Annotated in this window: 30 protein-coding genes; 17 read left to right on the top strand and 13 right to left on the bottom strand. The window is 72.0% G+C overall.

What is annotated here, in order from left to right; translation table 11 throughout:
• Positions 1–2: 2 nt before the first annotated feature.
• From ACKUB9_RS21615 to ACKUB9_RS21585, 7 genes are all read right to left on the bottom strand, one after another.
• Positions 3–266: a hypothetical protein gene (locus ACKUB9_RS21615; protein ID WP_407531098.1), complete on the bottom strand. Its 264-nt coding sequence runs from the start codon at positions 264–266 to the stop codon at positions 3–5.
• Positions 267–448: 182 nt separating this feature from the next.
• On the bottom strand, positions 449–1,081 hold the full coding sequence (locus tag ACKUB9_RS21610) for a TetR/AcrR family transcriptional regulator (RefSeq protein ID WP_407531100.1): 633 nt from the start codon (positions 1,079–1,081) through the stop codon (positions 449–451).
• An 8-nt stretch (positions 1,082–1,089) separates the two neighbouring features.
• On the bottom strand, positions 1,090–2,424 hold the full coding sequence (paaK, locus tag ACKUB9_RS21605; RefSeq protein WP_407531102.1) for a phenylacetate--CoA ligase PaaK: 1,335 nt from the start codon (positions 2,422–2,424) through the stop codon (positions 1,090–1,092).
• Positions 2,425–2,472: 48 nt separating this feature from the next.
• Positions 2,473–2,973, bottom strand: coding sequence for a hydroxyphenylacetyl-CoA thioesterase PaaI (paaI, locus tag ACKUB9_RS21600; RefSeq protein WP_410825906.1), 501 nt, complete (start codon positions 2,971–2,973; stop codon positions 2,473–2,475).
• Positions 2,973–3,764 carry a 2-(1,2-epoxy-1,2-dihydrophenyl)acetyl-CoA isomerase PaaG gene (gene paaG, locus ACKUB9_RS21595; protein ID WP_407528861.1) on the bottom strand — a complete coding sequence of 264 codons (792 nt, stop codon included), beginning with the start codon at positions 3,762–3,764 and terminating at the stop codon, positions 2,973–2,975. Before paaG ends, paaI begins: the two co-directional genes overlap by 1 nt.
• Positions 3,765–3,906: 142 nt before the next feature.
• Positions 3,907–6,096, bottom strand: coding sequence for a transglycosylase domain-containing protein (locus ACKUB9_RS21590; RefSeq protein WP_407528859.1), 2,190 nt, complete (start codon positions 6,094–6,096; stop codon positions 3,907–3,909).
• Positions 6,097–6,351: 255 nt separating this feature from the next.
• Entirely contained in the window at positions 6,352–6,981 is a 630-nt protein-coding gene (locus ACKUB9_RS21585) for a cupin domain-containing protein (protein ID WP_407528857.1), read from the bottom strand.
• A 114-nt stretch (positions 6,982–7,095) separates the two neighbouring features.
• Here ACKUB9_RS21585 and ACKUB9_RS21580 point away from each other — a divergent pair, with 114 nt between their 5' ends.
• From ACKUB9_RS21580 to ACKUB9_RS21545, 8 genes are all read left to right on the top strand, one after another.
• Complete coding sequence (locus ACKUB9_RS21580) at positions 7,096–7,863, top strand: ABC transporter substrate-binding protein (RefSeq protein WP_407528854.1); 768 nt, start codon at positions 7,096–7,098, stop codon at positions 7,861–7,863.
• Between the two features lie 16 nt (positions 7,864–7,879).
• A complete protein-coding gene (locus ACKUB9_RS21575) occupies positions 7,880–8,533 on the top strand; it encodes an amino acid ABC transporter permease (protein WP_407528853.1) in 654 nt (217 codons plus the stop codon).
• Complete coding sequence (locus ACKUB9_RS21570) at positions 8,530–9,261, top strand: amino acid ABC transporter ATP-binding protein (RefSeq protein ID WP_407528851.1); 732 nt, start codon at positions 8,530–8,532, stop codon at positions 9,259–9,261. The genes ACKUB9_RS21575 and ACKUB9_RS21570 overlap by 4 nt, the downstream gene beginning before the upstream one ends.
• Positions 9,262–9,269: 8 nt before the next feature.
• Positions 9,270–10,556, top strand: coding sequence for an NAD(P)/FAD-dependent oxidoreductase (locus ACKUB9_RS21565; protein ID WP_407528850.1), 1,287 nt, complete (start codon positions 9,270–9,272; stop codon positions 10,554–10,556).
• A gap of 286 nt (positions 10,557–10,842) precedes the next feature.
• Entirely contained in the window at positions 10,843–11,871 is a 1,029-nt protein-coding gene (locus ACKUB9_RS21560) for an AraC family transcriptional regulator (protein WP_407528848.1), read from the top strand.
• 434 nt (positions 11,872–12,305) lie between these two features.
• Entirely contained in the window at positions 12,306–12,755 is a 450-nt protein-coding gene (locus ACKUB9_RS21555) for a hypothetical protein (RefSeq protein ID WP_407528846.1), read from the top strand.
• Between the two features lie 311 nt (positions 12,756–13,066).
• Positions 13,067–14,077 (top strand): BMP family protein, encoded by a 1,011-nt coding sequence (locus ACKUB9_RS21550; RefSeq protein WP_407528843.1) that lies wholly within the window; start codon positions 13,067–13,069, stop codon positions 14,075–14,077.
• Positions 14,078–14,084: 7 nt separating this feature from the next.
• Complete coding sequence (locus tag ACKUB9_RS21545) at positions 14,085–15,650, top strand: ABC transporter ATP-binding protein (RefSeq protein ID WP_407528841.1); 1,566 nt, start codon at positions 14,085–14,087, stop codon at positions 15,648–15,650.
• 60 nt (positions 15,651–15,710) lie between these two features.
• On the opposite strand, the gene aroB is transcribed toward ACKUB9_RS21545, so the two are convergent.
• The gene (gene aroB, locus ACKUB9_RS21540) at positions 15,711–16,823 is read right to left on the bottom strand and encodes a 3-dehydroquinate synthase (RefSeq protein ID WP_407528840.1); all 1,113 of its coding nucleotides are present in this window, start codon (positions 16,821–16,823) and stop codon (positions 15,711–15,713) included.
• On the bottom strand, positions 16,820–17,425 hold the full coding sequence (locus ACKUB9_RS21535) for a shikimate kinase (RefSeq protein WP_407528839.1): 606 nt from the start codon (positions 17,423–17,425) through the stop codon (positions 16,820–16,822). Before ACKUB9_RS21535 ends, aroB begins: the two co-directional genes overlap by 4 nt.
• A gap of 196 nt (positions 17,426–17,621) precedes the next feature.
• Here ACKUB9_RS21535 and ACKUB9_RS21530 point away from each other — a divergent pair, with 196 nt between their 5' ends.
• The 5 genes from ACKUB9_RS21530 to ACKUB9_RS21510 all read left to right on the top strand — a co-directional run bounded on the left by ACKUB9_RS21530 (position 17,622) and on the right by ACKUB9_RS21510 (position 20,000).
• Entirely contained in the window at positions 17,622–17,774 is a 153-nt protein-coding gene (locus ACKUB9_RS21530; RefSeq protein ID WP_407528837.1) for a histidine kinase, read from the top strand.
• Positions 17,775–17,857: 83 nt separating this feature from the next.
• A complete protein-coding gene (locus ACKUB9_RS21525; RefSeq protein ID WP_407528866.1) occupies positions 17,858–18,739 on the top strand; it encodes a tyrosine recombinase in 882 nt (293 codons plus the stop codon).
• A gap of 4 nt (positions 18,740–18,743) precedes the next feature.
• Entirely contained in the window at positions 18,744–19,217 is a 474-nt protein-coding gene (locus ACKUB9_RS21520) for a hypothetical protein (RefSeq protein ID WP_407528835.1), read from the top strand.
• A 13-nt stretch (positions 19,218–19,230) separates the two neighbouring features.
• The gene (locus ACKUB9_RS21515) at positions 19,231–19,644 is read left to right on the top strand and encodes an EVE domain-containing protein (protein ID WP_407528833.1); all 414 of its coding nucleotides are present in this window, start codon (positions 19,231–19,233) and stop codon (positions 19,642–19,644) included.
• Complete coding sequence (locus ACKUB9_RS21510; protein ID WP_407528831.1) at positions 19,641–20,000, top strand: hypothetical protein; 360 nt, start codon at positions 19,641–19,643, stop codon at positions 19,998–20,000. The genes ACKUB9_RS21515 and ACKUB9_RS21510 overlap by 4 nt, the downstream gene beginning before the upstream one ends.
• Positions 20,001–20,004: 4 nt before the next feature.
• Here ACKUB9_RS21510 and ACKUB9_RS21505 read toward each other — a convergent pair whose 3' ends face one another.
• On the bottom strand, positions 20,005–20,379 hold the full coding sequence (locus tag ACKUB9_RS21505; protein ID WP_407528865.1) for a PRC-barrel domain-containing protein: 375 nt from the start codon (positions 20,377–20,379) through the stop codon (positions 20,005–20,007).
• Between the two features lie 141 nt (positions 20,380–20,520).
• Here ACKUB9_RS21505 and mepA point away from each other — a divergent pair, with 141 nt between their 5' ends.
• Positions 20,521–21,444, top strand: a complete 924-nt coding sequence (gene mepA, locus ACKUB9_RS21500) for a penicillin-insensitive murein endopeptidase (RefSeq protein ID WP_407528829.1) — start codon at positions 20,521–20,523, stop codon at positions 21,442–21,444.
• 20 nt (positions 21,445–21,464) lie between these two features.
• On the opposite strand, the gene msrA is transcribed toward mepA, so the two are convergent.
• Both msrA and ACKUB9_RS21490 read right to left on the bottom strand, forming a co-directional pair.
• Positions 21,465–22,130 (bottom strand): peptide-methionine (S)-S-oxide reductase MsrA, encoded by a 666-nt coding sequence (gene msrA, locus ACKUB9_RS21495; protein WP_407528826.1) that lies wholly within the window; start codon positions 22,128–22,130, stop codon positions 21,465–21,467.
• A gap of 109 nt (positions 22,131–22,239) precedes the next feature.
• A complete protein-coding gene (locus ACKUB9_RS21490) occupies positions 22,240–22,560 on the bottom strand; it encodes a PetM family of cytochrome b6f complex subunit 7 (RefSeq protein WP_407528824.1) in 321 nt (106 codons plus the stop codon).
• Positions 22,561–22,708: 148 nt separating this feature from the next.
• On the opposite strand from ACKUB9_RS21490, the gene ACKUB9_RS21485 reads away from it, so the two are divergent.
• Both ACKUB9_RS21485 and msuE read left to right on the top strand, forming a co-directional pair.
• The gene (locus ACKUB9_RS21485; RefSeq protein WP_407528823.1) at positions 22,709–23,395 is read left to right on the top strand and encodes an HAD family hydrolase; all 687 of its coding nucleotides are present in this window, start codon (positions 22,709–22,711) and stop codon (positions 23,393–23,395) included.
• Between the two features lie 257 nt (positions 23,396–23,652).
• Positions 23,653–24,234, top strand: a complete 582-nt coding sequence (gene msuE / locus ACKUB9_RS21480) for an FMN reductase (RefSeq protein WP_407528821.1) — start codon at positions 23,653–23,655, stop codon at positions 24,232–24,234.
• A 4-nt stretch (positions 24,235–24,238) separates the two neighbouring features.
• Here msuE and ACKUB9_RS21475 read toward each other — a convergent pair whose 3' ends face one another.
• Positions 24,239–25,288 (bottom strand): gamma carbonic anhydrase family protein, encoded by a 1,050-nt coding sequence (locus tag ACKUB9_RS21475; RefSeq protein WP_407528820.1) that lies wholly within the window; start codon positions 25,286–25,288, stop codon positions 24,239–24,241.
• 143 nt (positions 25,289–25,431) lie between these two features.
• Here ACKUB9_RS21475 and ACKUB9_RS21470 point away from each other — a divergent pair, with 143 nt between their 5' ends.
• The gene (locus tag ACKUB9_RS21470; protein WP_407528818.1) at positions 25,432–25,887 is read left to right on the top strand and encodes a molybdenum cofactor biosynthesis protein MoaE; all 456 of its coding nucleotides are present in this window, start codon (positions 25,432–25,434) and stop codon (positions 25,885–25,887) included.
• Positions 25,888–25,911 lie beyond the last annotated feature (24 nt).

The following is a 25,911-nucleotide window of genomic DNA, read 5'->3' as shown; positions in this document are numbered from 1 at the left end:
GCTCAATGGTGCGGCTGCGGGTTGACCGTGTAGGCGCCGCCCCGGATGCGGTCCGGGAAGCCCTCGGCATAGCGGGCGGTCGCCTCCTCGCCGTAGGTCTGTACCAGTTCCTGGAAGGCGGCGAACAGGGCGGCCTGGGCCATGCAATCGCCGTCGATCCCGTCGAGGCAGCCTTCGGCGAAGGCTTCCGAGACGTAGGTCAGGGCGGCGCGCTTGGCGTCCTGGTCGGAAGGATCCGGCGGAAAGGAATTCTCTGAATGCGGCATCGGCTTTGAGGGTGCGGTGTCCGGTGGGCCTCGCGTCGTCCCGATTCATAGGTGCCCGGGCGCCCCACGGCCAGCCAGGAATTGCGAAGAGGTTAACGCGGCCGGGGCAATGCGTCGTTTCCGTGCGGTGTGGCCACAGGTGTTGCGCTCCCGCGACAACCTCGGGAGCAGGCGCGGCGGAGTCACCGGCCCGTGGCAACCGCCCGCGCCGGCTCCGGTTCGGCCACGATGCCGCGCGTCCCGTCGGCGATGATCCGTGTCACGAGGTCCGCATAATCCGTGCGCGTGAAGCCGCCGCCGTCGCGGAACCACAGATAGTGCCAGTTCACCATGCCGAAGAACGACATGGTGACGGGCTTGAGCACCGGCGTGCCCTTGAGGTGCGGGGCCACTCCCGCGATCGCGTCCGCAAAGAGCCGCACCAGGGCGCGCTCGATCGCCCGCACCTCGTCCTGCCGTGCCTTGGGGAGCAGCGCGAGGTCGTTGATCTGCACCTTGTGCTGCGCATCGGCGTCCCGGTAGGCCTCCAGCAGCGCCCCGACGAGGCCGCGCAACCGCTCCTCTGGCGCGAGGCCAGGCAGGTCGGCCGCCTCCACCGCCTCCAGCAGCACCTCCAAGTGGACGCGGATGACGTCGAAGAGGATCGCCTCCTTGTCGCGGTAGTAGTGGTAGAGGTTGGCCTTGGAGACGCCGCAGGCATCCGCGATCCGGCTCATCGAGGCGCGGTCGAAGCCGTGGGCGGCGAAGAGCTCGGCCGAGCGATCGAGGATCGTCTGGCGCTTGTCGTCGTAGTCGCTGGCGCGGGTGCGGGCCATCGCGGGCTTCAGTCCTTCGGGCGGCGGTCGATGACGCGCTTGGCCTTGCCGAGCGAGCGCTCGATCGCCTCGGGGGCGAGCACCGCGACGCTCGCCGTCACGCCGATCGTGTCCTTGATCAGATGGGCGAGCCGGCCGGCGGCGGCATCGCGCACCTCCGGGGCGTCGGCGTCGGGCCGGATCTCCACGGTCACCGTCATGGCGTCGAGGCGCGCCTCGCGGGTGAGCACGATCTGGTAATGGGCCGAGAGGGCCGGCACCTTCAGGATCGCCTCCTCGATCTGGCTCGGGAAGACGTTGACCCCGCGCACGATCATCATGTCGTCGGAGCGCCCGGTGATTTTTTCCATCCGCCGCATGGTTCGAGCCGTGCCGGGCAGGAGCCGGGTCAGGTCGCGGGTGCGGTAGCGGATCACCGGCATCGCTTCCTTGGTGAGCGAGGTGAAGACGAGTTCGCCCTGCTCGCCGTCCGGCAGCACCGCGCCGGTCGCCGGGTCGATGATCTCCGGGTAGAAGTGGTCCTCCCAGATGTGCAGGCCGTCCTTGGTCTCGACGCACTCGCTGGCGACCCCCGGCCCCATCACCTCCGAGAGGCCGTAGATGTCCACCGCGTGCAGGTCGAAGGCCTCCTCGATCTCCTCGCGCATGGCGTTGGTCCAGGGTTCGGCCCCGAAGATGCCGATCTTCAGCGAGGACGCGCGCGGATCCAGGCCCTGCTTGCGGAACTCGTCGAGGATCGCGAGCATGTAGGACGGCGTCACCATGATGATGTCGGGCTTGAAGTCCTGGATCAGCTGCACTTGGCGCTCGGTCATGCCGCCCGAGATCGGGATCACCGTGCAGCCGAGGCGCTCCGCCCCGTAGTGGGCGCCCAACCCTCCGGTGAACAGCCCGTAGCCGTAGGCGATGTGCACGCTCATGCCGGGCCGACCGCCCGCCGCGCGGATCGAGCGCGCCACCGCCTCCGCCCAGACGTCGAGGTCGGCCTTGGTGTAGCCGACGACGGTGGGCTTGCCGGTGGTGCCCGACGAGGCGTGGAGGCGCGCCACGCGCTCCCGCGGCACCGCGAACAGCCCGAACGGGTAGTTGTCGCGCAGGTCCACCTTGCTGGTGAAGGGGAAGCGCGCGAGGTCGGGCAGGTCGCGGAAGTCGGACGGATGCACGCCGGCCGCGTCGAAGGCCGCGCGGTAGTGCGGCACGTTCTCGTAGGCGTGCCGCAGCGTGCCGGCCAGGCGCTCGCGCTGCAGGGCCGCGAGGTCGTCCCTCGCGGCGATCTCGGCGCGGTCGAGGGTCTGCGGATCGGGTTTGAGCTCGGCGAGCTTCCGGGGCGTGATCGGCTGCAACGAAACCTCCCTGATGGTCTGTTTTCTTGGCGTCGTCGAATTCCGGTCTCAGTCCTCCACGGGGTCGCGCCGGCCGGGGAAGGGGGCGGACGTGCCGCTCCCCTCGCCATCCGCCTGCGGCAGGAAGCTGCCGCCGATGGTGCGCGAGTGCCCGCGGAACTCCGCCACCACCCCGTCCTCCGCGCCCCGCACCGTCACGTCGTAGAGGCCCGAGCGCCCGCCCCGTGCGCGCTCGACCGCGTGGGCGGTCAGCGTCTCGCCGAGGCGTCCCGGGCGCAGGAAGGTGACGGCGCAGTGCTGCGCCACGGTTGTCTGGTCGTAGGCGTTGCAGGCGAAGGCGAAGGCCGAATCGGCGAGCGCGAAGATGAAGCCTCCGTGACAGAGGCCGTGGCCGTTCGTCATGTCCTCGCGCACCCGCATGGACAGCACGGCCTCGCCCGGCCCGACGCGTTCGAGGCGCATGCCGAGGCCGCGGCTCGCCCGATCCTCCGCCCACATCGTGGCGGCGCAGGCCTGCGCCAGCGCGTCCGGGGATCGCTCCTGCGCCATCAGGCCCTCCCGGTGAAGCGGGGCGGGCGCTTCTCGAAGAAGGCGGCGACGCCCTCGGTATAGTCCGGGGTGCGTCCGGCCTGCCCCTGGAGGTCGCGTTCGAGATCGAGCTGCGCGTCGAGGTCGTTGGTCTCGGCGGCGTCGAGCGCCCGCTTGATCAGCGCGAGGCCGGCGGTGGGCTGGGTCGCGAAATGCGTGGCGAGGCGGTGGGCCTCCTCCATCAGCGTCTCGTCGTCCACGGCCTTCCAGATCAGGCCCCAGGCCTCGGCCTGCGGCGCCGGCACCGGCTCGGCCAGCAGCGCCAGCGCCCGTGCCCGCGCCCGCCCGACGAGGCGCGGCAGCAGCCACGTGCCGCCGGAATCCGGCACGAGGCCGAGCTTGGCGAAGGCCTGGATGAACTTCGCCGACCGCGCCGCCACGACGATGTCGCAGCCGAGCGCGAGGTTGGCGCCCGCGCCCGCCGCCACGCCGTTCACCGCGCAGACCACCGGCATGGGCAGGTCGCGGATCTGGCGCACCAGCGGGTTGTAGAGGGTGTCGAGCGTCTCGGAGAGGTCCGGCATCCGGCCCGGCTCGAACACCCGGTCGGACAGGTCCTGGCCGGCGCAGAAGCCGCGGCCCGCCCCGGTGAGGATCAGCGCCCGGCAGGTCTCGTCCGCGGCGGCCGCCGCGAGGGCGTCGCGCAGTGCCTCGTGCATCGCGACGTTGAAGCTGTTGAGGCGGTCCGGCCGGTTGAGCGTGATCACCCGATAGCCGTCGCGCCGTTCGCTCAGAACGACATCTTCCGCCAAGGCGGCCTCCCTGTATGGCGCCCGGCCGTCTCGGCGGCCGGTATTTCTATGACCAACCGTTCGGTAAATTAATCAAGGAGGCGCGGTTGTCAATTTGGCGTCTGCCCGGTCGCCGCCCGGGCGGGCGACGCCGCCGCGCCGCTCACTCGGCTTCGGCCACCTGACTCAGGATGGGGGCGCGGCCGGGGCGAAGACCCTTGCGCGCCCCGGCTTCGAGAGCCTGCAAGGTCTCGCGGTAATCGCGAAAATCCCGGGCCGCCACCGCGCCCGTGATGCTCCGGTCGGCGCTCTGGCCGGTCCAGTGCGCGCTGATCGAGCGGCCCTCGACGCCGCCGACGAACCAGCCGTCGCGCACGAAGGCCGCCTGCCGCGGGCCGAAGCGGTGCTGTCCGTCGCTGGTGCCGGTCTTGCCGAACAGCAGCTTGCGCTCCTTCATGGTCTGGAGCCCGGCCGCCACGGTGGAATGCAGCCGCTGCCCGCCGCCGGCCCGGGAGGAGTCCATCGCGGCGACGTGCCGGAGCGCCTCCCGCATCCCGGCCGCGACGGAGGGGCCGACGACGAATCGGCCGGGCTGCGCCGGGACGGGCGGGCGGAGCGTGCCGCCGTCGAGGCCCGCGACGTCGCGGATGGCGCGCGGCTCCACCCGCGCGCCGCCCCCGACGAGTGTGGCGTAGACCGCAGCCATCTGCAGGGGCGTGGCGGAAAAACCGCCGAGGGCCAATTGCAGGTTGTCGGCGGCCATGTCGGGCAGGCCGAGATGCGCCCACAACGTCTTGATCCTGCGCCCACGCCCCGACTCGAAGGCGAGGTTGACGAAGGCGCAGTTGAGCGAGGCCGCGAAGGCGTGACGCAGCTCGACCCGTCCCTCGGCCCGGCCGGCGCGGGCGAGATCGGCGGCGGCCCGGCGCCCGCCCTTCACGAGGCAGCGCTCGTTCCTGTACTCCGCGCTCTCCTCGTCCCAGAGGGGCGAGGCGAGCGTGCGCTTGTCGGCCAGGGCCGTCGCCAGAACGACCGCCTTGGCGAGGGAGGCGATCGGGCGCGGCTCGGCCGTCGCGAGGTTGAGGTGGACCTTGTCCGGGTAGACCGCCCGGCTGGCCAGCGCCACCAGGAAGCCGTCCGGCGTGAGATCGACCAGCGCCGCCGCCCGGTCCTGCTCCTCGGCCCGCTGCACGACCAAGTCCGCCGCGTGCTGATGGCGCCCGCCGAGCGCGAGATAGGCCCGGAAGCGGTCGGTCCCGCCCGGGCGGTAGACCAGCGCGTCGCCGACCCGCTCCTCGCGCACGAGGCCCTGCCGGGCCAGTTCCTTGAGGGCGAACCCGACGTACCACCGCGTCTCCAGGCGCAGGGGCTCCGCCGACGGGCGCTGGCGGACCGTCACGAGGCGGTCGAGGCCGGCCCGGCGCTGCTCGCGAGTGGCGCGGGTCGGCGGGGCCGGGAAGGCGTCGAGCACCAGCATCGTCTGGGCGCGCAGGCGCTGGCGGCGGCAGATGCTGAGCGTGTTCACCTCGCGGAACGCGGCCATGAGCGGCGCGCGCTCCTCCCGCGTCAGCGGCGCGTCCGGGGACCGGCCGGGAAACCGGGACTGGATGAAGCTGCGCTCCAGATCGCGCTTGTAGCGTGCGCAGCCCTCCGGCCCGAACCGCTCCTTGCGGCTGTAGAGCTGGATCTTGCGGATCTCGGACAGGCGCAGCCCGGATCCTTGGGGATCGAGGCGCCAGAAATCGTAGCGGTTGGGGCCGTGCAGCGTCGCCGCCATGGCGGCCGCCTCGACCTGCGTCAGGGCCGAGGCGCTCTTGTTGAACAGGTACTGCGCCCCCTGCTCGATGCCGGTCCGGTTGCCCGGGAAGGGCACGATGTTGAGGTAGGCTTCGAGGATCTCGCGCTTGGACAGGACGCGCTCGATGCGCAGAGCCGCCCAGATCTCGACGAGCTTGCGGACGTGGCCGCGGTCGTTCGGATCGAGGAGCGTGTTCTTGGCGAGCTGCATGGTGATGGTGGAGCCCCCGCGCGGGCGGCCCATCACGGTGTCCCGGGTCGCGCTGAGGAGGCTCGCGACGTTGACGCCCGCATGCTTGAGGAACCGGCGGTCCTCCCGCTTGATCACCGCGTAGGGCAGGTCGAGCGGCAGGTGCTCCAGCCGGACGGGCAGGGGGCAGTTGCAGTGGATGTCGAGGACGTTCGGCTCCCCGCGCCGCGGCACCGCCAGGAGGTGCGCCGAGGTCAGCCGCATCCGCAGGGTCGCGTCGTCCGGCAGGGCCGCGACGCGCTGGGCGACGATGGCGGAGACGATTCCCACGGCCAGGACCGCCACCGCGACCGCGGTGCTCAGCACCCGACGCAGCACTCGTCCGATCCGTGACATCTCGATCGACCCAGGCGATGACCCGAGCTTGAGAGTTTGTCCGAGCTTTATGGCCGCGGAAAGGCCGTTTTCATGGAATTTTAACCATGATGCGCCGCTCTCTGCTGCGGCAGAATGCCGGACTGTTCTAGATCAGTCGAGTACACCACATCCTGCGGCGCGTTCGGCGGCCGGTGCGAGCTTCGTCCGTTGCGGCCCGGGAAGGTGCCGCGGCCCGACGACGTCTCAGCGCCCTTCCCGAAGGGTGGTGGCGACCGCGTTCACCCACAGCACCACCGTCTCGTCGCTCTCGGAAGGGTTGCCGTAGCGGTGCGGGCGGCGGCTGGCGAAGCGGAAGCTGTCGCCGGATTCGAGCCGCATCGTCGCGTCCTCCACCGCCAGGTCGAGGCGGCCCTCCAGCACCAGCCCGGCCTCCTCGCCGTCATGGGCGAAGAACTCGTCCCCGGTGCTCGCGCCCGGCGAGAGCCGCATCAGGAAGAGGCTGAGGCGCGCATCGCCGTCCGGGCGCGTCAGAAGCTGCTTGGCGATGCCGGAGCGCCACAAAGTCAGCTCCGCCCGCTCGTGCGGACGGGTGACGATCGCGTCCGGCGCCGGCGCCGCGGCGCCGAAGAGGCCGGAGAGGCCGACCTCCAGCACGTCGGCGATCGCCGTCAGCACCCGCAGCGACGGGGAGGAGAGGCCGCGCTCGACCTGGCTCAGGAAGCCGATCGACAGCCCGGCGCGCGCCGCCACCGCCTTGAGCGACAGCCCGCGCGCGCGCCGCAGCGCCCGCACGCGTCCGCCGACCGCGAGGTCCGCCGCGATCCCGCCGGACCCGGCCTGCCCATTCGTTCGCCCGTCGCCGGCCTGTTTCATGTGCGTGAAATCGGATTGCGTCTCGCAATGGAATATGCCCAAATGTTCATGTCAATGAAATTTCCGCCGCGGAACGCTGCGCCAAGCAGGTCCGCCCCGACCAGGAGCACGACGATGAAGCGTCTCGTTCAGGCGGCCCTGGCGGCCGCCGCGCTCGGCTTTGCCGCTCCGGCCACGGCTCAGACAACGCTGAAGGTCGGCTCGACGCCCACCGGCATCCCGTTCACCTTCCTCGACACCAAGACCAACACCATCCAGGGGGTCATGGTGGACGTCATCACGGCGGTCGGGCGCGAGGCGGGTTTTTCCGTGCAGGTCGAGCCGCTGCAATTCTCGACCCTGATCGCCGCGCTCACTGCCAAGAAGATCGACCTCATCTCGGCCGCGATGTTCATCACGCCGGCCCGCAAGGAGGTGATCGATTTCTCCGAGCCGGTCTACACCTACGGCGAGGCGCTGATCGTGCCGAAGGCCGACGGGCGCGACCACGCGGCCTTCGCGGACCTCAAGGGCGAGACCGTGGGCGCGCAGGTCGGCACCGCCTTCGTCGAGCCGCTGAAGAAGTCCGGGCTCTTCCCTGAGGTGAAGATCTACGACACGATCCCGGATGTGTTGCGCGACGTGAATTCGGGCCGCCTCAAGGCCGGCTTCGCGGACGGGCCGATCCTCGCCTACAACCTCAAGCAGGGCCTGTTTCCGAACGTGCGGCTGGTGGAATCCTACAAGCCCACGGTCGTCGGCTCGGTCGGCATCGGCCTGCGCAAGGAGGATGCGGCGCTCAAGGCCAAGATCGATGCCGGCCTCGCGAAGATCAAGCAGAGCGGCGAACTCGCCCGCATCCTGGAGAAGTGGGGCCTGAAGCCCTCCGTGAACCCCTCGTGAGCCGGTCTGGCGCGCGATGGAGAGCTTCCTCGCCGATGCCCGCGAGTTCCTGCCGATCCTGCTCCAGGGCGTGCAGCTCACGATCCTGATCACGGTCGGTTCGCTCGTGGTCTCGACGGCGCTCGGTCTCGTCTGGGCGATGATGCGGGTCTCCGGCATCCCCCTGCTCTCGGGGGCGGCGGCCCTGTTCATCAACGTGATCCGGGGCATCCCGATCATCGTGCAGCTCTTCTACATCTACTTCGTGCTGCCGGATTTCGGGATCGCGCTCACGGCCGTGCAGGCCGGGGTGCTCGGGCTCGGTGTCGCCTACTCGGCCTATCAGGCGGAGAATTTCCGCGCGGCCATCGAGGCGATCGACAAGGGGCAGATCGAGGCAGCGCAGACCATCGGCATGGGCTGGGGCCTCACCATGCGGCGCGTGGTGCTGCCGCAGGCCCTTAAGATCGCACTGCCGCCCTACGGCAACGTGATGATCATGATGCTGAAGGATTCCTCGCAGGCCTCGACCATCACGGTGGCCGAGCTCGCGCTGCAGGGCAAGCTGATCGCCTCCGCGACCTTCAAGAACACCAGCGTCTTCACCCTGGTGGCGCTGATGTACCTCGTGCTCAGCCTGCCCCTGATCCTGATCGTGCGCCACCTCGAGAAGCGGGCGGGGCGGCCATGATCGAGCTGGACGACGTCCGCAAGCAGTTCGGTGCGGTGCCTGTGCTCAAGGGCATCACCGCCCGGGTGGCGAAGGGCGAGGTGGTCTGCGTGATCGGGCCGTCCGGCTCGGGCAAGTCGACGCTCCTGCGCTGCATCAACGGCCTCGAATCCTACGACGGCGGCGAGGTCCGGGTGAACGGCACCCGGGTCGACCGGTCCGGGCCGGGGATCCGCGCGGTGCGCACCCAGGTCTCGATGGTGTTTCAGCGCTTCAACCTGTTTCCCCACCGCACCGCGCTCGAGAACGTCATCGAGGGGCCCGTCTACGTGAAGGGCGAGCCGAAGGCGCAGGCCGCCGAGCGCGGGCGGGCGCTGCTCGCCCGCGTCGGCCTCTCCGGCAAGGAGGCGGCGCGGCCGCCGCAGCTCTCGGGCGGGCAGCAGCAGCGCGTCGCCATCGCCCGGGCGCTCGCCATGCGGCCGGACGCGATCCTGTTCGACGAGCCGACCTCGGCGCTCGATCCCGAACTCGTCGGCGAGGTGCTGGCCGTCATGCGGGCGCTGGCCGAGGAGGGGATGACGATGGTCGTCGTCACCCACGAGATCGGCTTCGCCCGGGAGGTGGCCGACCGCGTGCTGTTCCTCGACCACGGCGTGATCGTCGAGGAGGGGCCGGCCCGGGCCGTCCTCACCGAGCCCGAGCAGGCGCGCACCCGCGACTTCCTGCGCCGCGTGCTGCATCCCCTGTAGGCGTTCCGATGGCCGAACCCTTTCCGCTCCAGCCCTCGCTCTGGGCCTCCACGGCCGCGCCCGCGCCCGAGACGACCCCCCTCGACGCCTCCGCCCGCGCCGACGTCGCGGTGATCGGGGCGGGCTTCGCCGGCCTCTCGACCGCGCTGCACCTCGCCGAGGCGGGCCTTCGTCCGGTGGTGCTGGAAGCGCGCGAGATCGGCTTCGGCGGCTCGGGCCGCAACGGCGGGCAGGTGATCCCGGGCCTCAAGTACGATCCGGACGAGCTCGTGCAGCGCTTCGGGCACGAGCGCGGCGAGCGCCTCGCCACCTTCGCGGGAGAGACCGCCGACACGGTGTTCGACCTGATCACCCGCCACCGCATGGACGTGCCCCACACCCGCACCGGCTGGATCCAGGGCGCCCACACGGACGACGGGCTGGCCCAGGCCGAGCGGCGGGCCGCGCAATGGGCGCGCCGCGGCGCGCCGACGCGGCTGCTCGACAAGGCGGAGACCGACCGGCTGCTCGGCACCGCGCGCTACCGCGGCGGCTGGCTCGACGGGCGCGGCGGGGCGATCCAGCCGCTCTCCTACGCGCGCGGCCTCGCCCGGGCGGCGCTCCGGGCCGGCGCCGTCATCCACACCGACACGCCCGTGACGGCGATCGCGCGGGAGGGCAGCGGCTGGGTGGTCCGCAGCGCCCGCGGCCCCGAGATCCGCGCCGAGCGGGTGGTGCTCTGCACCAACGGCTACACGGGCGGTCTGTGGCCGGGCCTCGCCCGCACCATCATCGCGGCGAACTCCTTCCAAGTCGCCACCACGCCGCTCTCCGACAACCTGCGCCGCTCGATCCTGCCGGAGGGCCAGGTCTCCTCGGACACTCGCAAGCTCCTGCTCTACTTCCGCCTCGACCATACGGGCCGGCTGCTGATGGGCGGGCGTGGTCCATTTCGCGAACCGAAGGGCCCGGGCGACTGGGCGCATCTGGAGCGGATCGTCGCCAAGCTGTTTCCGCAGGCGGCCGATGTCGGCTTCGACCACCGCTGGTGCGGGCGCGTGGCGATCACCCGCGATTTCATGCCCCATCTGCACGAGCCAGCCCCGGGGCTCCTCATCGACATCGGCTGTCAGGGGCGCGGCGTCGGCCTGCAATCGAGCATGGGCCGCGCCATGGCGGCCTACCTGGCGACCGGCGACGCCGAGGCGCTGCCCTTCCCGACGAGCCCGATCGCCCCCCTGCCGCTCCACTCCCTCCACCGTCTCTACGTCTCGGCGGTGATCGCGTGGTACCGGATCAGCGACGGCGGTCTTTAGTACGAGGGACCAAACCGGGGTGAGTGGGTTGGGAGGCCATGGACGCTCTCGACCCCGATGATCTCCAGGCGGTGATCGCACCGCTTGTGCCGCCCGAGCCCGAGACGCCGAAGGATGGTCGCCCGGGTGCCGCGGATCGCGCGGCGCCGGCAGGCATGATCCCGGTGCTGCGCACCGGGGTTCATATGCCCCCCGGGGGTTTCCCAAGAGGCGAACCCGTGGCAGGCAGGGCTCGGCGGCGCTCATCATGCCGAACCGCCGCACCTGATTCCTGCGACCGGACGCGATGACGAGACGAGGCTACCCGGACGAGAGCATCTGGCGTCCCCAGACCAGTTTCCTGGCGAACATCGCCTCGCGCAAGCAACTCCAGTCCTTCAACGACACCGGCGGGATCGCGGTCGCCTTCGACGTCATGCGCGCGACCCCGCCAGAGATCCAGATCAGCGGCAGCCAGGAGGCCGGGATCGCGCTGTGGCACACGCATTCCCCGAGCGGGTTCGTGAGCCAGCCGAAATTTAACGCCAACCTGGTCACCATGCGGTTCGTGACCGGCGGGCACATCCTCTACCGCCACCAGGGCGGCGACTTCATCGGGGCGCCGACCTTCGCGACGCTGATCGGATTCGACGGCATCCGCCAGATGGAGGCCGCGCCCGGCTTCACCGCCGTCAGCGCGACGATCCTCGTGGCGACGCTGCTGCGCGCCCAGCGGGCGCTGACCGGGGACGAGACCGCGGAGCTGCCGCATCTCGAGCCGGTCGCCGAGGTCGAGAGCCCGAGCATGAAGGCCCTGGCCTTCACGGTGACGCAGGTCCACCGCAGGATGCAGGCGGCGGGCCGGCACGGCGATTTCGTCCTCCCGCTGCTGGAGGAGATCATGTGCTACCAGCTGCTGTCGGCTTGGCCCGTCCGGTCGCCGCGCGAGGGCGCAGGCCTCGCCACCCTGTCACCCCGTTACCTGCGGCTCGCCCTGAACTACATCGAAGCCAACCTGACGAATCCGCTGACGCTGGCCGAGATCGCGGCCGTGGCCGGCGTGAGCGTGCGCACCCTCCAGGTCGCCTTCCACCGGGAGGTCGGCCAGGCGCCGACCCAGTTCATCATCGGCCGGCGCCTGGAGCGCGCGCGCCGGGACCTTCTCGAGATCCGCGACCTCGACGTGCCGATCGCCGAACTCGCCAAGCGCTGGGGCTTCGCGCACGCGAGTGACTTCGGCCAGCGCTACCGCCGGCACTTCGGCTGCACGCCGTCCGAAACCCGGCGCCAAGCCCGCGAGACCGCCGGGCGACGGAGTCACGCCGCCACGGAGTGATGGCGTCCGGCGACGGCCCGGCCAGCCGACCCCCAGCCGAGCCGAGGCGCAGGGAACAACGCTTGGGCGCGCGATGCCGCTCCGCCGCAGGGACCGGGGCATCCCACACCATGATGTGCGGCGGGTCCACCGGTCCGCTACGTCAGGAATGGCTGCGCGTCGCAGTCATTTTTGCGAATACGGATATCAATTTTCCGCACGCGTTGACACTCTCGCATTTTCAGATCCAATATCGTTGCGTCCATAGCTCAGTCGCCGCCACTGAATTGGCGGAATACACGCATGCCAAGCACTCGTTGGCGGTTAGAATATTCTCTTGGGGGAGAATATGTTCTGTTCCATGCTGCTGGCTGCAACCCGGCCAGAACGAGCCTCACGGCATCGCTGATCAACGAACAAAAAGCGCTTTATCGAGAATCACACGCAGTCGACCCATGCTCGCACATTCCACATCTCACATGCCGCCGGATCACCAGGCCGACGTCGACCAGCTCCTGATGGAGATATACGGCGCCATCGGGTCTTTCGTCGCCCAGCGTGCGGAGTGTACCGGTGCACGTATTGACCGCGCCTCCGGCGAAGGCGACACGACCTGGGAGCCGGCCGGGATCACCATCAGGCCAGCCAGCACCGATCTCGGTGCGGTCCTGAGCGGGCATCACCTGCGCGCAGGACGTGCTCTGCTCGACTGGTCGATGTCCGATCTGGCCAAAGCCAGCGGGCTCTCGCTCTCGACGGTCCGCCGCCTCGAACAGGACGCCGAGGGTGTGCTCACCCGCAACCGCAGGTCGGCTGCGGAGGCGCTGCAGGAGGCGGGCATCGGTTTCCTCCCCTTGAGCAACGGCGCTGTCGCCGTGGTCGTGCTTGCGGACGCGGTTCCCTGACGCGAGTACCGAGCGACTTCGACTGATCGCCACTGACCAGAGGGGAGCATCCCCTCCCGGAGTCCGATACGGCGATCGGCGCCGCCTTCTCGGAGATGATCCAGGCCACCCAGGATTGGCGCGGCTCCTCGCATCGCGTGCATGCCGCGTCATGAGCGAGGTCGGATCGATCTGATGCGGGAGCCGCGGCCCTGATCCGCCCTTCCTGGCGCAGGATCGGGCCGCCGCCGCGCTCACCTGCCCGCCGAAACGGCTTGCGCACCGGGTCCGGGCGTGGTCGCCTGTGGGGGCAGGACGGGGAGCGCGAACGGATGACGACGGGCGGGCGGGGAGTGGATCGCCGGGCGGTGCTGGCGGGAGGAGCGGCGCTGCTCGCGGGGGGCACCCTCGGCGGCCCTGCCCGGGCCGCCAAGGCCCGGCCGGTGGCGGTGGCGCTCGTGGCCTCGGTGCCGATCGAGCAGCAGTGGATCAGCCGCATCCACCGCGCCCTCAAGACCGCGGAGGGGCGGGGCGACATCACCTACGTGTACTCGGAGAACGTCGCCAACACCGATGCCGAGCGGGTGATCCGCGAATATGCCGAGGCGAAGAAGGACCTGATCATCGGCGAGGCCTTCGGGCTGGAGCGCCCGGCCCGCCGCATCGCCGCGGACTACAAGACCACCGCCTTCCTGATGGGCTCGTCCTTCCCGGCGCAGGCGCCCAACCTCTCGGTCTTCGACAACTACATCCAGGACGCCTCCTACCTCACCGGCATAGTGGCCGGGAAGGCGACGAAGACCAACCTGATCGGGATGGTCGGCGGCTACGCGATCCCCGAGGTCAACCGGCTGATGCACGCCTTCATGGCCGGGGCACGGTCCGTCAATCCGGATGTCAAGTTCCTCGTCTCCTTCATCAATTCCTGGTACGACCCGCCCAAGGCCAAGGAGACGGCGCTCGCCATGATCGAGCGCCGGGCGGACGTGCTCTACGCCGAGCGCTTCGGCGTCTCGGACGCCGCCAAGGAGCGCGGCGTGAAGGCGATCGGCAACGTCATCGACACCGCCGCGCAATATCCGGGCACGGTGATCGCCTCCGCGCTCTGGCACATGGAGCCCACCATCGACCGGGCGGTGGCCAAGGTCATCGAGGGCAGCTTCACGGCCGAGGATTACGGGCCGTGGAGCCACATGGCCAAGGGCGGCTGCTCGCTGGCAGCACTCGATCCCGCGCTGGTGCCCCAGCCGGTGATCGACCTCGTGCTGGCCAAGGAGCGGGAGATCCGCGCGGGCGCCTTCACGGTGGCGGTGAACGATTCCGAGCCCAAATCCACCACCTGATTCCCGCGTGCCTCCCGAGACCCCGCCCGTCCTCCTCGCGCTGCGCGGCATCACCAAGCGCTTCGACGCGCTCGTCGCCAACGACGGCATCGACCTCGACCTGCGCTCCGGCGAGATCCTGGCGTTGCTGGGCGAGAACGGCGCCGGCAAGACCACGCTGATGAACATCCTGTTCGGCCACTACACGGCCGACGCGGGCGAGGTGCGGGTGGCGGACCGGGAGGGGCGCCTCGTGGCCCTGCCGCCCGGCCGGCCGCGGGCGGCGTTGCGCGCCGGCATCGGCATGGTGCACCAGCACTTCACCCTCGCCGACGCGCTCACGGGCCTCGACAACGTGATGCTCGGCACCGAGCCGCTCTGGCGGCCGCGCCGCCGCACCGGCCCGGCGCGCGGGCGGCTCGACGACCTGATGCGCCGCTCGGGCCTCGCGGTGGATCTCGACGTGCCGGTCGGGCGGCTCACCGTGGGCGAGCGCCAGCGGATCGAGATCCTGAAGGCCCTCACCCGGGACGTGCGGGTGCTGATCCTCGACGAGCCCACCGCGGTGCTGACGCCGGCCGAGAGCGAGGGGCTGTTCGCGACCCTGCGGGCGCTCGCCGACCGCGGCCTCGCGGTGGCCTTCATCTCGCACAAGCTCGGCGAGGTGCTGGCGGCCAGCGACCGCATCGCCGTGCTGCGGGCGGGGCGCAAGGTGGCCGAGCGCGCCACCGCGGGCGCCGACCGCGAGATGCTGGCCGGCCTGATGGTCGGGCGTGCCGTCCCGCCCTCGCGCCGCGCGGCCCGGGCACCCGGCCCCGAGGTGCTGTCTCTCGAAGCCGTGTCGGTGGCCGGATCCCACGCCCGCGACCGCCTGGAGGAGGCGAGCCTGCGCGTCCGCGCGGGCGAGATCGTCGGGGTGGCGGGGGTCGCGGGCAACGGGCAGGCCGCGCTCGCCCGCCTGCTGTTCGGCCTCGTGCGGCCGGCCGCCGGCACCGTGCGGCTGCGCGGCGAGCCGGTCCGCCGCTTCGATCCGGGCCTGTTCGTGCGGCTCGGCATCGGCCGCATCCCGGAGGACCGCCACCACGAGGGCGTGGTCGCCGACATGTCGGTGGCCGAGACCGTGGCGGCGGAAGAGATCCGCACCCGCTTCCAGCGCGGCGGATTCCTGCGCCTCGCCGCCATCCGGGCGCGGGCGCTGGCGGCGATCCGCGACCACGACATCCGCTGTCCCGGCCCCGATGCGCCGGTCCGGCTCCTGTCGGGAGGCAACATGCAGAAGGTCGTGCTGGCCCGCGTCCTCGACCGGTCGCCCGCGCTGATCGTGGCGGCCCAGCCGACGCGCGGCCTCGACATCGGCGCGGTGGCGGAGGTGCACCGCCGGCTCCTCGACGCCCGCGCCCGCGGGGCCGGGGTGGTGCTGATCTCGGAGGACCTCGACGAACTCTTCGCCCTCAGCGACCGGATCGCCGTGATGGCCCGCTCCCGCCTCTCGGCGGCGCTGCCGGCCGAGACGCTGGATGCCACGCGGCTGGGGCTGATGATGGCGGGGCAGGGGGAGGGGGCGGTGCGGGACCTCGCCCCGCAGGCGGGCTGACGTGGTCGGAGAGGATCACCTTCCGCCCACAGGAACGCCCGCGCTGCCCGCGCGTGGCCCTCAGGCCGCCAGTTCCTCCATCAGGAACTCCCGCACCGCTCCCGGGTCGATCCCCGGCGCGATGAAGCTCTTGCCGATGCCGCGGGCCAGGATGAAGGTCAGCGCGCCGTCGCGCACCTTCTTGTCCTGGCGCATGGCGTCGAGGAGTTGGTCGGCGTCGCCGCAGCCGCCCGGCACCTGCCGCAGCCGGGTGGGCAGGCCCGCCAGCGCGAGGTGGTTGGCGACGCGGCCGGCATCCTGGCCGGAGCAGAGGCCGAGGCGGGCCGAGAAGCGGAAGGCCAGCGCCAGTCCGATCGCCACCGCCTCGCCGTGGACGAGCCGGGTGGAATCGTAGGCCGTCAGGCGCTCCAGCGCGTGCGCGAAGGTGTGGCCGAGGTTGAGCAGCGCCCGCTCGCCGTCCTCGCGCTCGTCGCGCACGACCACGCCGGCCTTGGCCCGGCAGCAGGCCGCCACGGCCCGCTCGCGGGCCGGCCCGCCGGAAAAGATCTCCGAAAAATTCGCCTCGCACCACGCGAAGAAGCCGGGATCGTCGATCAACCCGTACTTCGCCACCTCGGCATAGCCCGCCCGCATCTCGCGGGCCGAGAGGGAATCGAGGGCGGCGGTGTCGGCGAGCACCAGCCCCGGCTGGTGGAAAGCGCCGATCAGGTTCTTGCCGTGGGGCGAATTGATGCCGGTCTTGCCGCCCACCGAGGAATCAACCTGCGCCAGGAGGGTGGTCGGGGCCTGGACGAAGCGCACGCCGCGGCGCAGCACGGCGGCGGCGAAGCCCGCGAGGTCGCCGACGACGCCGCCCCCCAGCGCCAGGACCAGGTCGCGCCGCTCGACCCGGTGGGCGAGCAGCCCGTCGCAGACCTGCGCAAAGGTGGCGTAGCTCTTCGATCCCTCGCCCGGCTCCACCGTCACGAGGGCGGCGCGCAGGCCGGCCTCCCGCAGGCTCGCGAGCACCGCCTCGCCGTAGAGGCCGGCCACATTGGTGTCGCTCACCACCGCGACGGCGCGCGCGCCCAAGGGCGCGAGGCGCGCGCCGACCTCCGCGAGGAGGCCGCGCCCGACCAGGATGTCGTAGGCCCGGCCCTGGTCGAGGGGGACGTGGACGGTCTCCAGGCTCATTGGGCCGCCACTCCGCGGCTCGACGGATCGCCCGCCAAGTAGGCGTCGATGGCTTCGAGCACGTCCTGCACCACGCGGTCGTGGGAGACGTCGCGGGAGACCGCCACCACGTCGGCGCCGCCGTAGACCGGGTGGCGGACGTCCATCAGGCGTCGCATCGTGCCCTCGGGATCCTCGTTCTGGAGCAGCGGACGGCCGGGGCGGCGGCGCACGCGGCGCATCAGCAGGTCGAGATCGGCCTTGAGCCACACCGACACGCCGGAGGTGGCGATGCGCTCGCGCGTCTCGGGCCGCATGAAGGCGCCGCCGCCGGTGGCCAGCACCATCGGCCCCTGGCGCAGCAGCCGGGCGATCACCCGCTCCTCGCCATCGCGAAAGCTCGCCTCGCCGTAGATCGCGAAGATGTCCGGGATGGTCAGGCCGGCCGCCGCCTCGATCTCGTGGTCGGCATCCTTGAAGATCATGCCGAGGCGGCTGGCGAGGCGCTTGCCCACCGTGCTCTTGCCCGCGCCCATCAGCCCGACGAGGACGATCGAGCGCTGACCGACGCCGCGGCGCACGCGGGCCTCGATCGGGTCGTCCTGGGGCGAAGGCTCAATCATGGTGCGTTCTTAGCCTGAATCCGAGGCCGCGTGAAACGATCCCGGCCGCGGGTCCACCGCGCAACACGCCCCGGCATTCGGGTGGGGCGACGCCCGGAACCCTTGCCTTGCGCCCGGCCGCATGGTCGAACCGTGCCGCATTGCAACCGACCGCACGCATTCCGGTCTTCCAGAGCCCCCGAGAGGCCCGTCCGACGTGCCGACCCTTTTCCGCTTCCTGGCCGTCGTGGCACTGCTGGCCGGGCTCGTCTACGCGGCGATGTTCGCGATGGCCACCTTCGTCGAGCCGACGCCGCGGGAGATCACCGTGACGATCCCCAACTCGAAGCTCCAGCCCGGGAACCGATGAGCCGGGCGCGCGCCGCATCCGGCGGCCAGCCGACGCATGGCCGGGAGAACGGGAGCCGGGCCTCCCGCGTCCGCGCCGGGCTGATGCAGGCCTTTCTCGACATGCTGGCGGCCGAGCGCGGCGCCTCGGCCAACACGCTCGCGGCCTACCGGCGCGACCTCGACGACTACCTCGCCCACCTCGCCGCCGCCGGGCTCGATCCCGCCGCGGTCGCGCCGCCGACGGTGCGCGCCTACCTCGCCGACCTCGACGCACGGGGCCTCAAGGCCTCTTCGGCGGCCCGGCGCCTGTCATGCGTTCGCGGCTTCCACCGCTTCCTCTACGCGGAAGGGCTGGCCGAGAGCGATCCGACCGCGCCGGTGGCCGGCCCGAAGCGCGGGCGCGCCCTGCCGAAGGTGCTCTCGGTGGCGGAGGTCGACCGGCTGCTCGCAGTGGCCAAGGAGGCGGCCGCGCCCGGCGAGGCCGCCCGCGCGGCGCGGCTCCACTGCATGCTCGAACTCCTCTACGCCACGGGTCTGCGCGTCTCGGAACTGGTGTCGCTGCCGCGCAGCGCCGCGCGCACCCGCGAGCAATTCCTGGTGGTGCGCGGCAAGGGCGGGCGCGAGCGGCTGGTGCCGCTCACCGGTCTCGCCCGCGCCGCGATGGCGGCGCACGAGGCGAACCTGCCGGCGGGCGCGTCCTGGCTGTTTCCGGCCGACAGCGAGAGCGGGCATCTGACGCGGCAGGCATTCGCGCGCGATCTGAAGGCGGCGGCGGCCGCCGCGGGGTTGCGGGCCGACCGGGTCAGCCCGCACGTGCTGCGCCATGCCTTCGCCAGCCACCTGCTCCAGAACGGCGCCGACCTGCGGGTGGTGCAGGAGCTGCTCGGCCACGCGGACATCTCGACGACCCAGATCTACACTCACGTGCTGGACGAGCGCCTGAAGAGCATGGTGCGCGACCTACATCCGCTGACGGACGGCTGATCCGATGAGTGCCGCGACGCCCGATGCCGGCCCGATCCACGCCTTCCTGGCGGGCCGCGGACCCGACGGGCGCGGCCGGCGCCTCGCCGACATCCTCGCCTTCGACGACCTGCACATCGAGGGCGTGCACGATTTCATCCAGTGGTGCTTCCCGCTGGCGGAGGCGAGCCGCGCGGTGCCCGGCGCGCCGGTGCTCGGCCCGGGCGAGGCGGCGGCGATCCGGGCCGATCCGGCGGCGCTCGCAGGCCTGCGGGCCGCCCGCGACCGGATGCGGCGCTTCTACGCCGAGACCGACGGCTGGCTCAGTCCGCGCGACCACAACCACCTGCGCATCACCCGCATCCTGACCGCGTTGCGCGACCTCGCCGGGCCGGAGGAGGCGCGGGCCTTCCTGGCCTTCGTGGTGGCGCGGGACGAGGCGGCCGGGCATCCGGTCAACCGCGAGAGCGTCGCATTCTGGCGCCGCGCCGCGGCTTGAGGGGAGGGCGGGGATGGCGCACTGGCTCTACAAGTCCGAGCCGTCGGCATGGTCGTGGGAGCAGCAGGTCGCGGCGGCCGAGTCCGGCACTTCTTGGAACGGCGTGCGCAACCACCTCGCCAAGCAGCACCTCCAGGCGATGCGCCTGGGCGACCAGGGCTTCTTCTACCATTCCAACGAGGGCAAGGCGGTGGTCGGCATCGTCGAGGTGATCCGCACCTACCATCCCGACCCCACGGACGAGAGCGGCCGCTTCGGCATGGTCGATGTGAGGGCGGTGACGGCCCTGCCGCGCCCGGTCACCCTGGAGGCGATCAAGGCCGAGCCCCGGCTCAAGGACATGATCCTCGTCAACAATTCCCGCCTGTCGGTGCAGCCGGTGACGGAGGACGAATGGACGATCGTGCGGGCGATGGGGGGCCTGTGAACCGGCCCCGCCCGGCACGCCGATGGGCCGGCCGCGCAGGCCTCGCGCTCGCCGCCGCGCTGGCTGCCGCGCCCGCCACGGGCGCCGAGAAGGGGGGGACGGCGAAGACCGCCCCGCCGGCGGTGACCTGCGGAGCGCTCGCCAACCTGCGCATGCTCCTGCGCGACACCAACGGCGACCGGTCGGCGATCACGCGCCTGTTCGCCGACCCGAAGGCCGACCATCTCGGCTGCGCCTTCACGCCACGCGATCGGATCGACGGGGTGGCCGACCACGTTGTCGTGGGCGGCACCCCCTACGATTGCCTCGCCGTGAAGGACAGCAAGGTCTGCCGCTGGGCGGAACGCGCGCAGTGACGCCTCAGACCGTCCAGTAGGGATGCGCGTTGTAGTAGCGGTGGACGTGCTCCTCCCAGGCCCGGTCCGAGGAGGGATCATGGCCCTCGGCCGACCGCTGGGGGGCGTTGCGGATCTGGTCGTCCGTGACGTCGATCTCGTAGGCGTCGAGTTCCGGGTTGAAGGTCAGCGCGCTCCAGGGGACCGTGAAGTAGGTCTCGCCGATGCCGAGGAAGCCGCCGAAGCTCATCACCGCGTAGGCGACCCGGCCGCTGCGCTTCTCGATCATCAGGCGCTCGATGCGCCCCAGGCTGTCGCCGTTCCGGCGGCGCACCGCCGTGCCCTCGACCCGGTCGCTGGCGATCAGCGTGCTGGTCTCGTTGGTGGTCAGGCTGCCCATGTCGGAACGGTCACCCACCGTCGGTGCTTCGGTCGTCATCGCGGCCTCCAGGGTCGACACTGTTGCGCAAGCAACGCAGTCCGGCCGACGCCGTTCCGGCCGGCGGTTTCGCGCGGCCCCGGGGCGGTCTAGCCTTCGCCCATGACGATTCGCTCCTCCGCCCTGTTCCTCGCTGCCCTTGCCCTGACGGCCCTGCCCGCGCTCGCGCAGGACCGCGGCAGCGTCAATCCGAAGCCGCTGCCGCCGCTCGCCAACCCGGATGATCCCGCGACGCCCGCCAAGGCCCTGTTCGGCCGCGCCACGACGGCGGCCTCGCTGCCACCGCAGGCGATCGGCAGCTACTCGCGCGGCTGCGTCGCCGGAGCCGAGGCGCTCGCCACCGACGGCCCGACCTGGCAGGTGATGCGCCTGTCGCGCAACCGGATGTGGGGCCACCCGCGCCTGATCGCCTTCCTCGAAAAGATCGCCGCCAAGGCGCCGGTTCAGGCGGGCTGGCCGGGGCTGCTCGTCGGCGACCTGTCGCAGCCCCGCGGCGGACCGATGCTGACCGGGCACGCCTCGCACCAGCTCGGCCTCGACGCCGACATCTGGCTCACCCCGATGCCGGACCGGCGCCTCACCCGGGCGGAGCGCGAAGAAATGTCGGCCACGAACGTCGTGCGGTCCGACCGCCGCGACATCGACCCCGCGATCTGGCGCCCCGAACACGTCCGGCTGATCCAGATGGTGGCGCAGCAACCGGAGGTGGCGCGCATCTTCGTCAACCCGGCGATCAAGCTCGCCCTGTGCCGCGAGGCGGGGGGCAGCCGGGGCTGGCTCAGCAAGGTGCGGCCGATGTACGGCCACAACTACCATTTCCACATCCGGCTCGACTGCCCGGCGGGCGAGCGCGCCTGCAAGGACCAGGACCCGCCGCCGGGCGGTGACGGCTGCAGCGGCGAGCTCGACTACTGGTTCAGCGACGCGGTGCTCAACCCCCGGCCCGGCCCGCCCGGCAAGCCGCGCCCGCCCATCACCCTGGCGGGGCTGCCCGACGCCTGTCGCGCGGTGCTGAAGGCCAAGTAGCCGGGTTAGGCAGCTCGGGGCTACTCCGCGGCGCTACGCACGCCCGTGCCGATCGGGCAGGCCACGCCGGTGCCGCCGAGCCCGCAATAGCCGCCAGGATTCTTGGCGAGGTACTGCTGGTGGTAATCCTCGGCGAAGTAGAACGGGCCGGGGTCGCGGATCTCGGTGGTGATCGGCCCGAACCCCTGCGCGGCGAGCGCCGCCGCGTAGGCGTCGCGCGAGGCCTCGGCTTCGGCGCGCCGCTCCGGGTCCGTCAGGTAGAGGCCCGAGCGATACTGCGTGCCGATGTCGTTGCCCTGGCGCATGCCCTGGGTCGGGTCGTGGCTCTCCCAGAAGGTCTGGAGCAGGCGCCCGAACGGCATCACGGCGGGGTCGTAGGCCACCAGCACGACCTCGTTGTGGCCGGTGAGGCCCGAGCAGACCTCCTCGTAGGTCGGGTTCGGCGTCGTGCCGGCGGCGTAGCCGACCGCCGTTACCCAGATGCCGTCGCCGAGCTGCCAGAACTTGCGCTCCGCGCCCCAGAAGCAGCCGAGGCCGACGATCACGGTCTCGATGCCGTCCGGGTACGGCCCTTTCAGCGGCCGGCCGTTGACGAAGTGGCGCTCGGCGGTGGGGAGCGGCGTCGGCCGGCCGGGCAGGATCCGGTCCGGGCTCGGCATCTCGGCGCGCTTGCGGAAGAACAGCATCGGCTCGCTCCGTCTCGGGCGGTCGCGGCGACCGCCCCGTGACTCTCGAGCCGGAATATGGGGATGCGCGCGGTCGGGCTCCAGGGCCGGGTCCCGCCATGGCCCCGCGTCAGGGACGGATCAGGGTGCCGATTCCGGCCCGGGGCGACTGGCCGAGCCAGAGCAGCAGGAGGCCGAGGACGAGGGCGGCCGGCGCGGCCGGACACACGGTGAGCGGCGCGCCCAGGAACTTCCACAGGGCCGGCTGGCTGCCCTCCACCGCCGCCTGCAGGCTCGCGGCGCGGTCCTTGAGGAGGGCGGACGCCACCTCGCTCACCGAGGAAACCGTGACCGTGTTGTTGGCGATCGACCGCGCGCCGTCGTAGACGAAGCCGACGAAACCGGCGGCGAGGAAGACGAGCCCGAGGCAGCGGGCCAGGAAGCGGATCATGCGGGGCTCCGGACCGCGCGGGAGGACGCTCTCGTCGGGCGCGTGTCCGCAGTAGACAGCCGACCCAGCGCGCGCAAGCGTGGCCCCGCGCCGCCTTGTTCCCCGGCCCGCCCCGTGCCAGGGCCTGCGCCCGAGACGGGCAGAGGACATGGGCGTGCAGCAACGGCCGGACCTGGTGATCTTCGACTGCGACGGGGTGCTGATCGACAGCGAGCCGATCAGCCTCGCGCGGCTCACCGACAATCTCGTGCGGATCGGCGTGCCGATCGACCTCGACACGGTGGCCCGCCGCTTCACCGGCACCAGCATGACCTCGATCATGGCCCACATCACGGCTGATTACGGCGTCACCGCCCCGGACGGGTTCGTGGACGCGGTGCGGGCCGACACCCTGCGGGCCTTCGAGGCGGAACTCACCGCGATCGCCGGGGTCGCCGACGTGCTGGAGGCCCTGCCGGACCGGCGCTGCGTGGCGTCGAGCAGCGATCCGGCGCGCCTCGCCCACGCGCTCACCCTCACGGGGCTGCTGCCGCTCTTTCACGGGCACGTCTTCAGCGCCAGCATGGTGGCGCGCGGCAAGCCGGCGCCCGACCTCTTCCTGCACGCCGCCGAGCGGATGGGCGCGGCGCCGGAGCGCTGCCTCGTGATCGAGGACAGCGTGCCGGGCGTGACGGCGGCGCGCGCGGCGGGCATGCGGGTGTTTGGCTTCGCGGGCGGCGGCCACTGGCGGCACGATCCGGCGGCCGATGATCTCGTCGCGGCCGGCGCGGCGCTCGTCTTCGCCGATTTCCACCGCCTGCCCGGTTTGATTGCGGATCACGCAGAGGAGTCGTGAGAACCCGCAAACGATCCGTTCGTCATGCCGGAGAAGGCGGTGATCCCGTTCCAACTGACTTAACCAGAGCCCGTCAAGTTCCGGGTGTCGGCGCGGGCGGATGCTTGACGCCGGCGCCCTCCGTGCCGAACTGATGGGTGTCACGAAGCGGCGCGGGGGTGCGGCGCCATCGCGGCCGAACCGGAACGGGCGGGCACGGTTGCTCCCCCACGAGGTCACCAGCGAAGCCGGGCGGTCCGGCGAACCGGAGTTGCGTCGTGAGACTTCCCCGCATCGTCGCTTTCTCGGGCAATCCCGGCCGGCCCTCCCGCACCCGGACGCTGGTCGAGGCCATCGCGGCGGATCTCGCGCGCCAGCGCCGCATCGACCTGAAGGTGTTCGATCTCGTCGATGCCGGGCCGGGCCTCGGCGTGACCCTGCGCGAGGCGCTGCCGCTGCCCGCCGCCCGGATGATCGAGGCGATGGAGGGCGCGGACGGGCTCATCGTCGCCTCGCCGGTCTACAAGGGCTCGTATTCGGGGTTGTTCAAGCACGTGATCGACTTCCTCGATCCCGCAGCACTCGCCGGCAAGCCGGTGGCGATCGCCGCCACGGGGGGCGGTCCGCGCCACGCGCTGATGGTCGAGCACCAGATGCGGCCGCTCTTCGGCTTCTTCACCGCCCACGTGGCGCCGACCGCGGTCTATGCCGGGGAGGGCGAGATCCGGGACGGGGTGGTGACGGACCCGCGCGTGGCCGAGCGCGTCGCGGCGGCGGCGACCGAGTTCGCGCATCTCCTCGACACCGCCGAGGCCGCCCGCCGCGCCCGCGAGGCGCCGCCCGCCGCCGCGGCATTCTGAGGGCTCACGGTTCCGGGCGATCGATCCCGAGACGATCGGTCTCAAGGCGGTCCTGGGCCTTGCGGTAGGCCCGGCCGTAACCGGCATATTGCTGGACGATCCGGCGCATCATCTCGCGCTTGCCCTCGTCGAGCCGGGCCAGCGGCCGTGCCGGACGCCCGCCCCAGAGCCAGCCGGATTCGAGCACCTGGCCGGGCTGCGTGACGGTGCCGGCCGCGACCATCACGTCCTCCTCCACCACGGTGCCCGGCGCGAGCCGGCTGCCGATGCCCACGAGGCTGCGCGGCCCGATGCGCCCGTCTGCGGCCCGCACGTTGTGGCCGAGCGTGGTGTCCCGCGCGATCTCCAGGCCCGCGCCGGCCGTGTGGAGCGCGCAGTTGTCCTGCACGTTGGCGTTCGCGCCCACCCCGATCGGCCCCGCCCCGGCGGCGAGGTCGCAGCCGAAGAAGATGCTCGCGCCGGCCTCGAGCGTGACCGCGCCGCGCAGGCGGGCCGTGCGGGCGACGAAGACCGAGGCGCCCGGATCACGCCCGGACTCGCCGGGCGGCGGGGGCGCAAATACCCTCTCCCGCAGGCGCGCCGCCCGGGCCGCGGCCTCGCCGGGTTCGAGCCGGCGCACCGGCACGGCGGGCGATCCCGCGCAGACGAGGCCCGTCGGCAGGGTCGTGCGCGGGAAGACGGTGCTGCCCGCTTCCACCACCACCCCGTCCTCGATCACCGTGCCGTCGAGCACCACCACGTCGTCCTCGATCACGCAGTCGTCGCCGACCGTGCAGGCGTGCACGCAGGCATCGGGTCCGACCGTGACCCGGTCGCCGAGGATGCACGGATACATGTCCTGCGCGATGTGCAGCGTCGCGCGCGGCCCGAGCCAGAGCCGGTCGCCCGCGATCACGTCGTGGCCGTCGCCGCGGATCACCGCCTCGTCCCCGAGCCACGCCTCGGCCCCGAGCGTCGTGCGGCCGATCACGGTGCTGCCGCGCCCGCACCAGAGGGGCGGGGTCGCGAAGTCCGGCGCGGTGCCGGCGAAGGGAAGCAGCAGGTCGGGCGTCACGGGGCGGTCTCCGGCTCGCGCCCGGTTCATGCACCGGACGCGGCGGCATCGCCAAGCCCGACGCGGCTGCCCGACGCTGCGCGCGGGTGTAATCCCGCCCGCGCCGTGGCCGCCGGGGCCTGCGGCATGGTAGGCAGGCCGCCATGACCTTGCGCGTGAGTATCCAGCCCGAATCCTTCGACGTCGCGGCCGAGATCGCGGCGCTCTCGGCCCGGGCCGGCCCGGGCATCGGAGCAGTGGTGACCTTCTCCGGCCTGTGCCGCGACGAGGGCGGCCGGCTCGCCGCCCTCGAACTGGAGCATTATCCCGGCATGGCCGAGGGCGAGGTCGGCCGGGTGCTCGATGCGGCCGCCGCGCGCTGGCCGATCCCCGCCGCGACGGTGATCCACCGGCACGGCCTGATCCGGCCGGGCGAGGGCATCGTCCTCGTCCTCACGGCCTCGGCGCACCGCACGGCCGCCTTCGAGGCCGCGAGCTTCCTGATGGACTACCTCAAGACCCGCGCCCCGTTCTGGAAGCGCGAACACCTCGCGGACGGCACGGTCGGCGGCTGGGTCGAGGCGACGGATCACGACGAAGCCGCGGCGGGCCGCTGGTGAGCCTCGAGGGATCTCCCCCGGGCG

The organism is Methylobacterium oryzisoli, from assembly GCF_046557895.1.
GTDB classification, from domain to species: domain Bacteria; phylum Pseudomonadota; class Alphaproteobacteria; order Rhizobiales; family Beijerinckiaceae; genus Methylobacterium; species Methylobacterium oryzisoli.
This window is presented reverse-complemented; position numbering and strand designations above follow the sequence as displayed.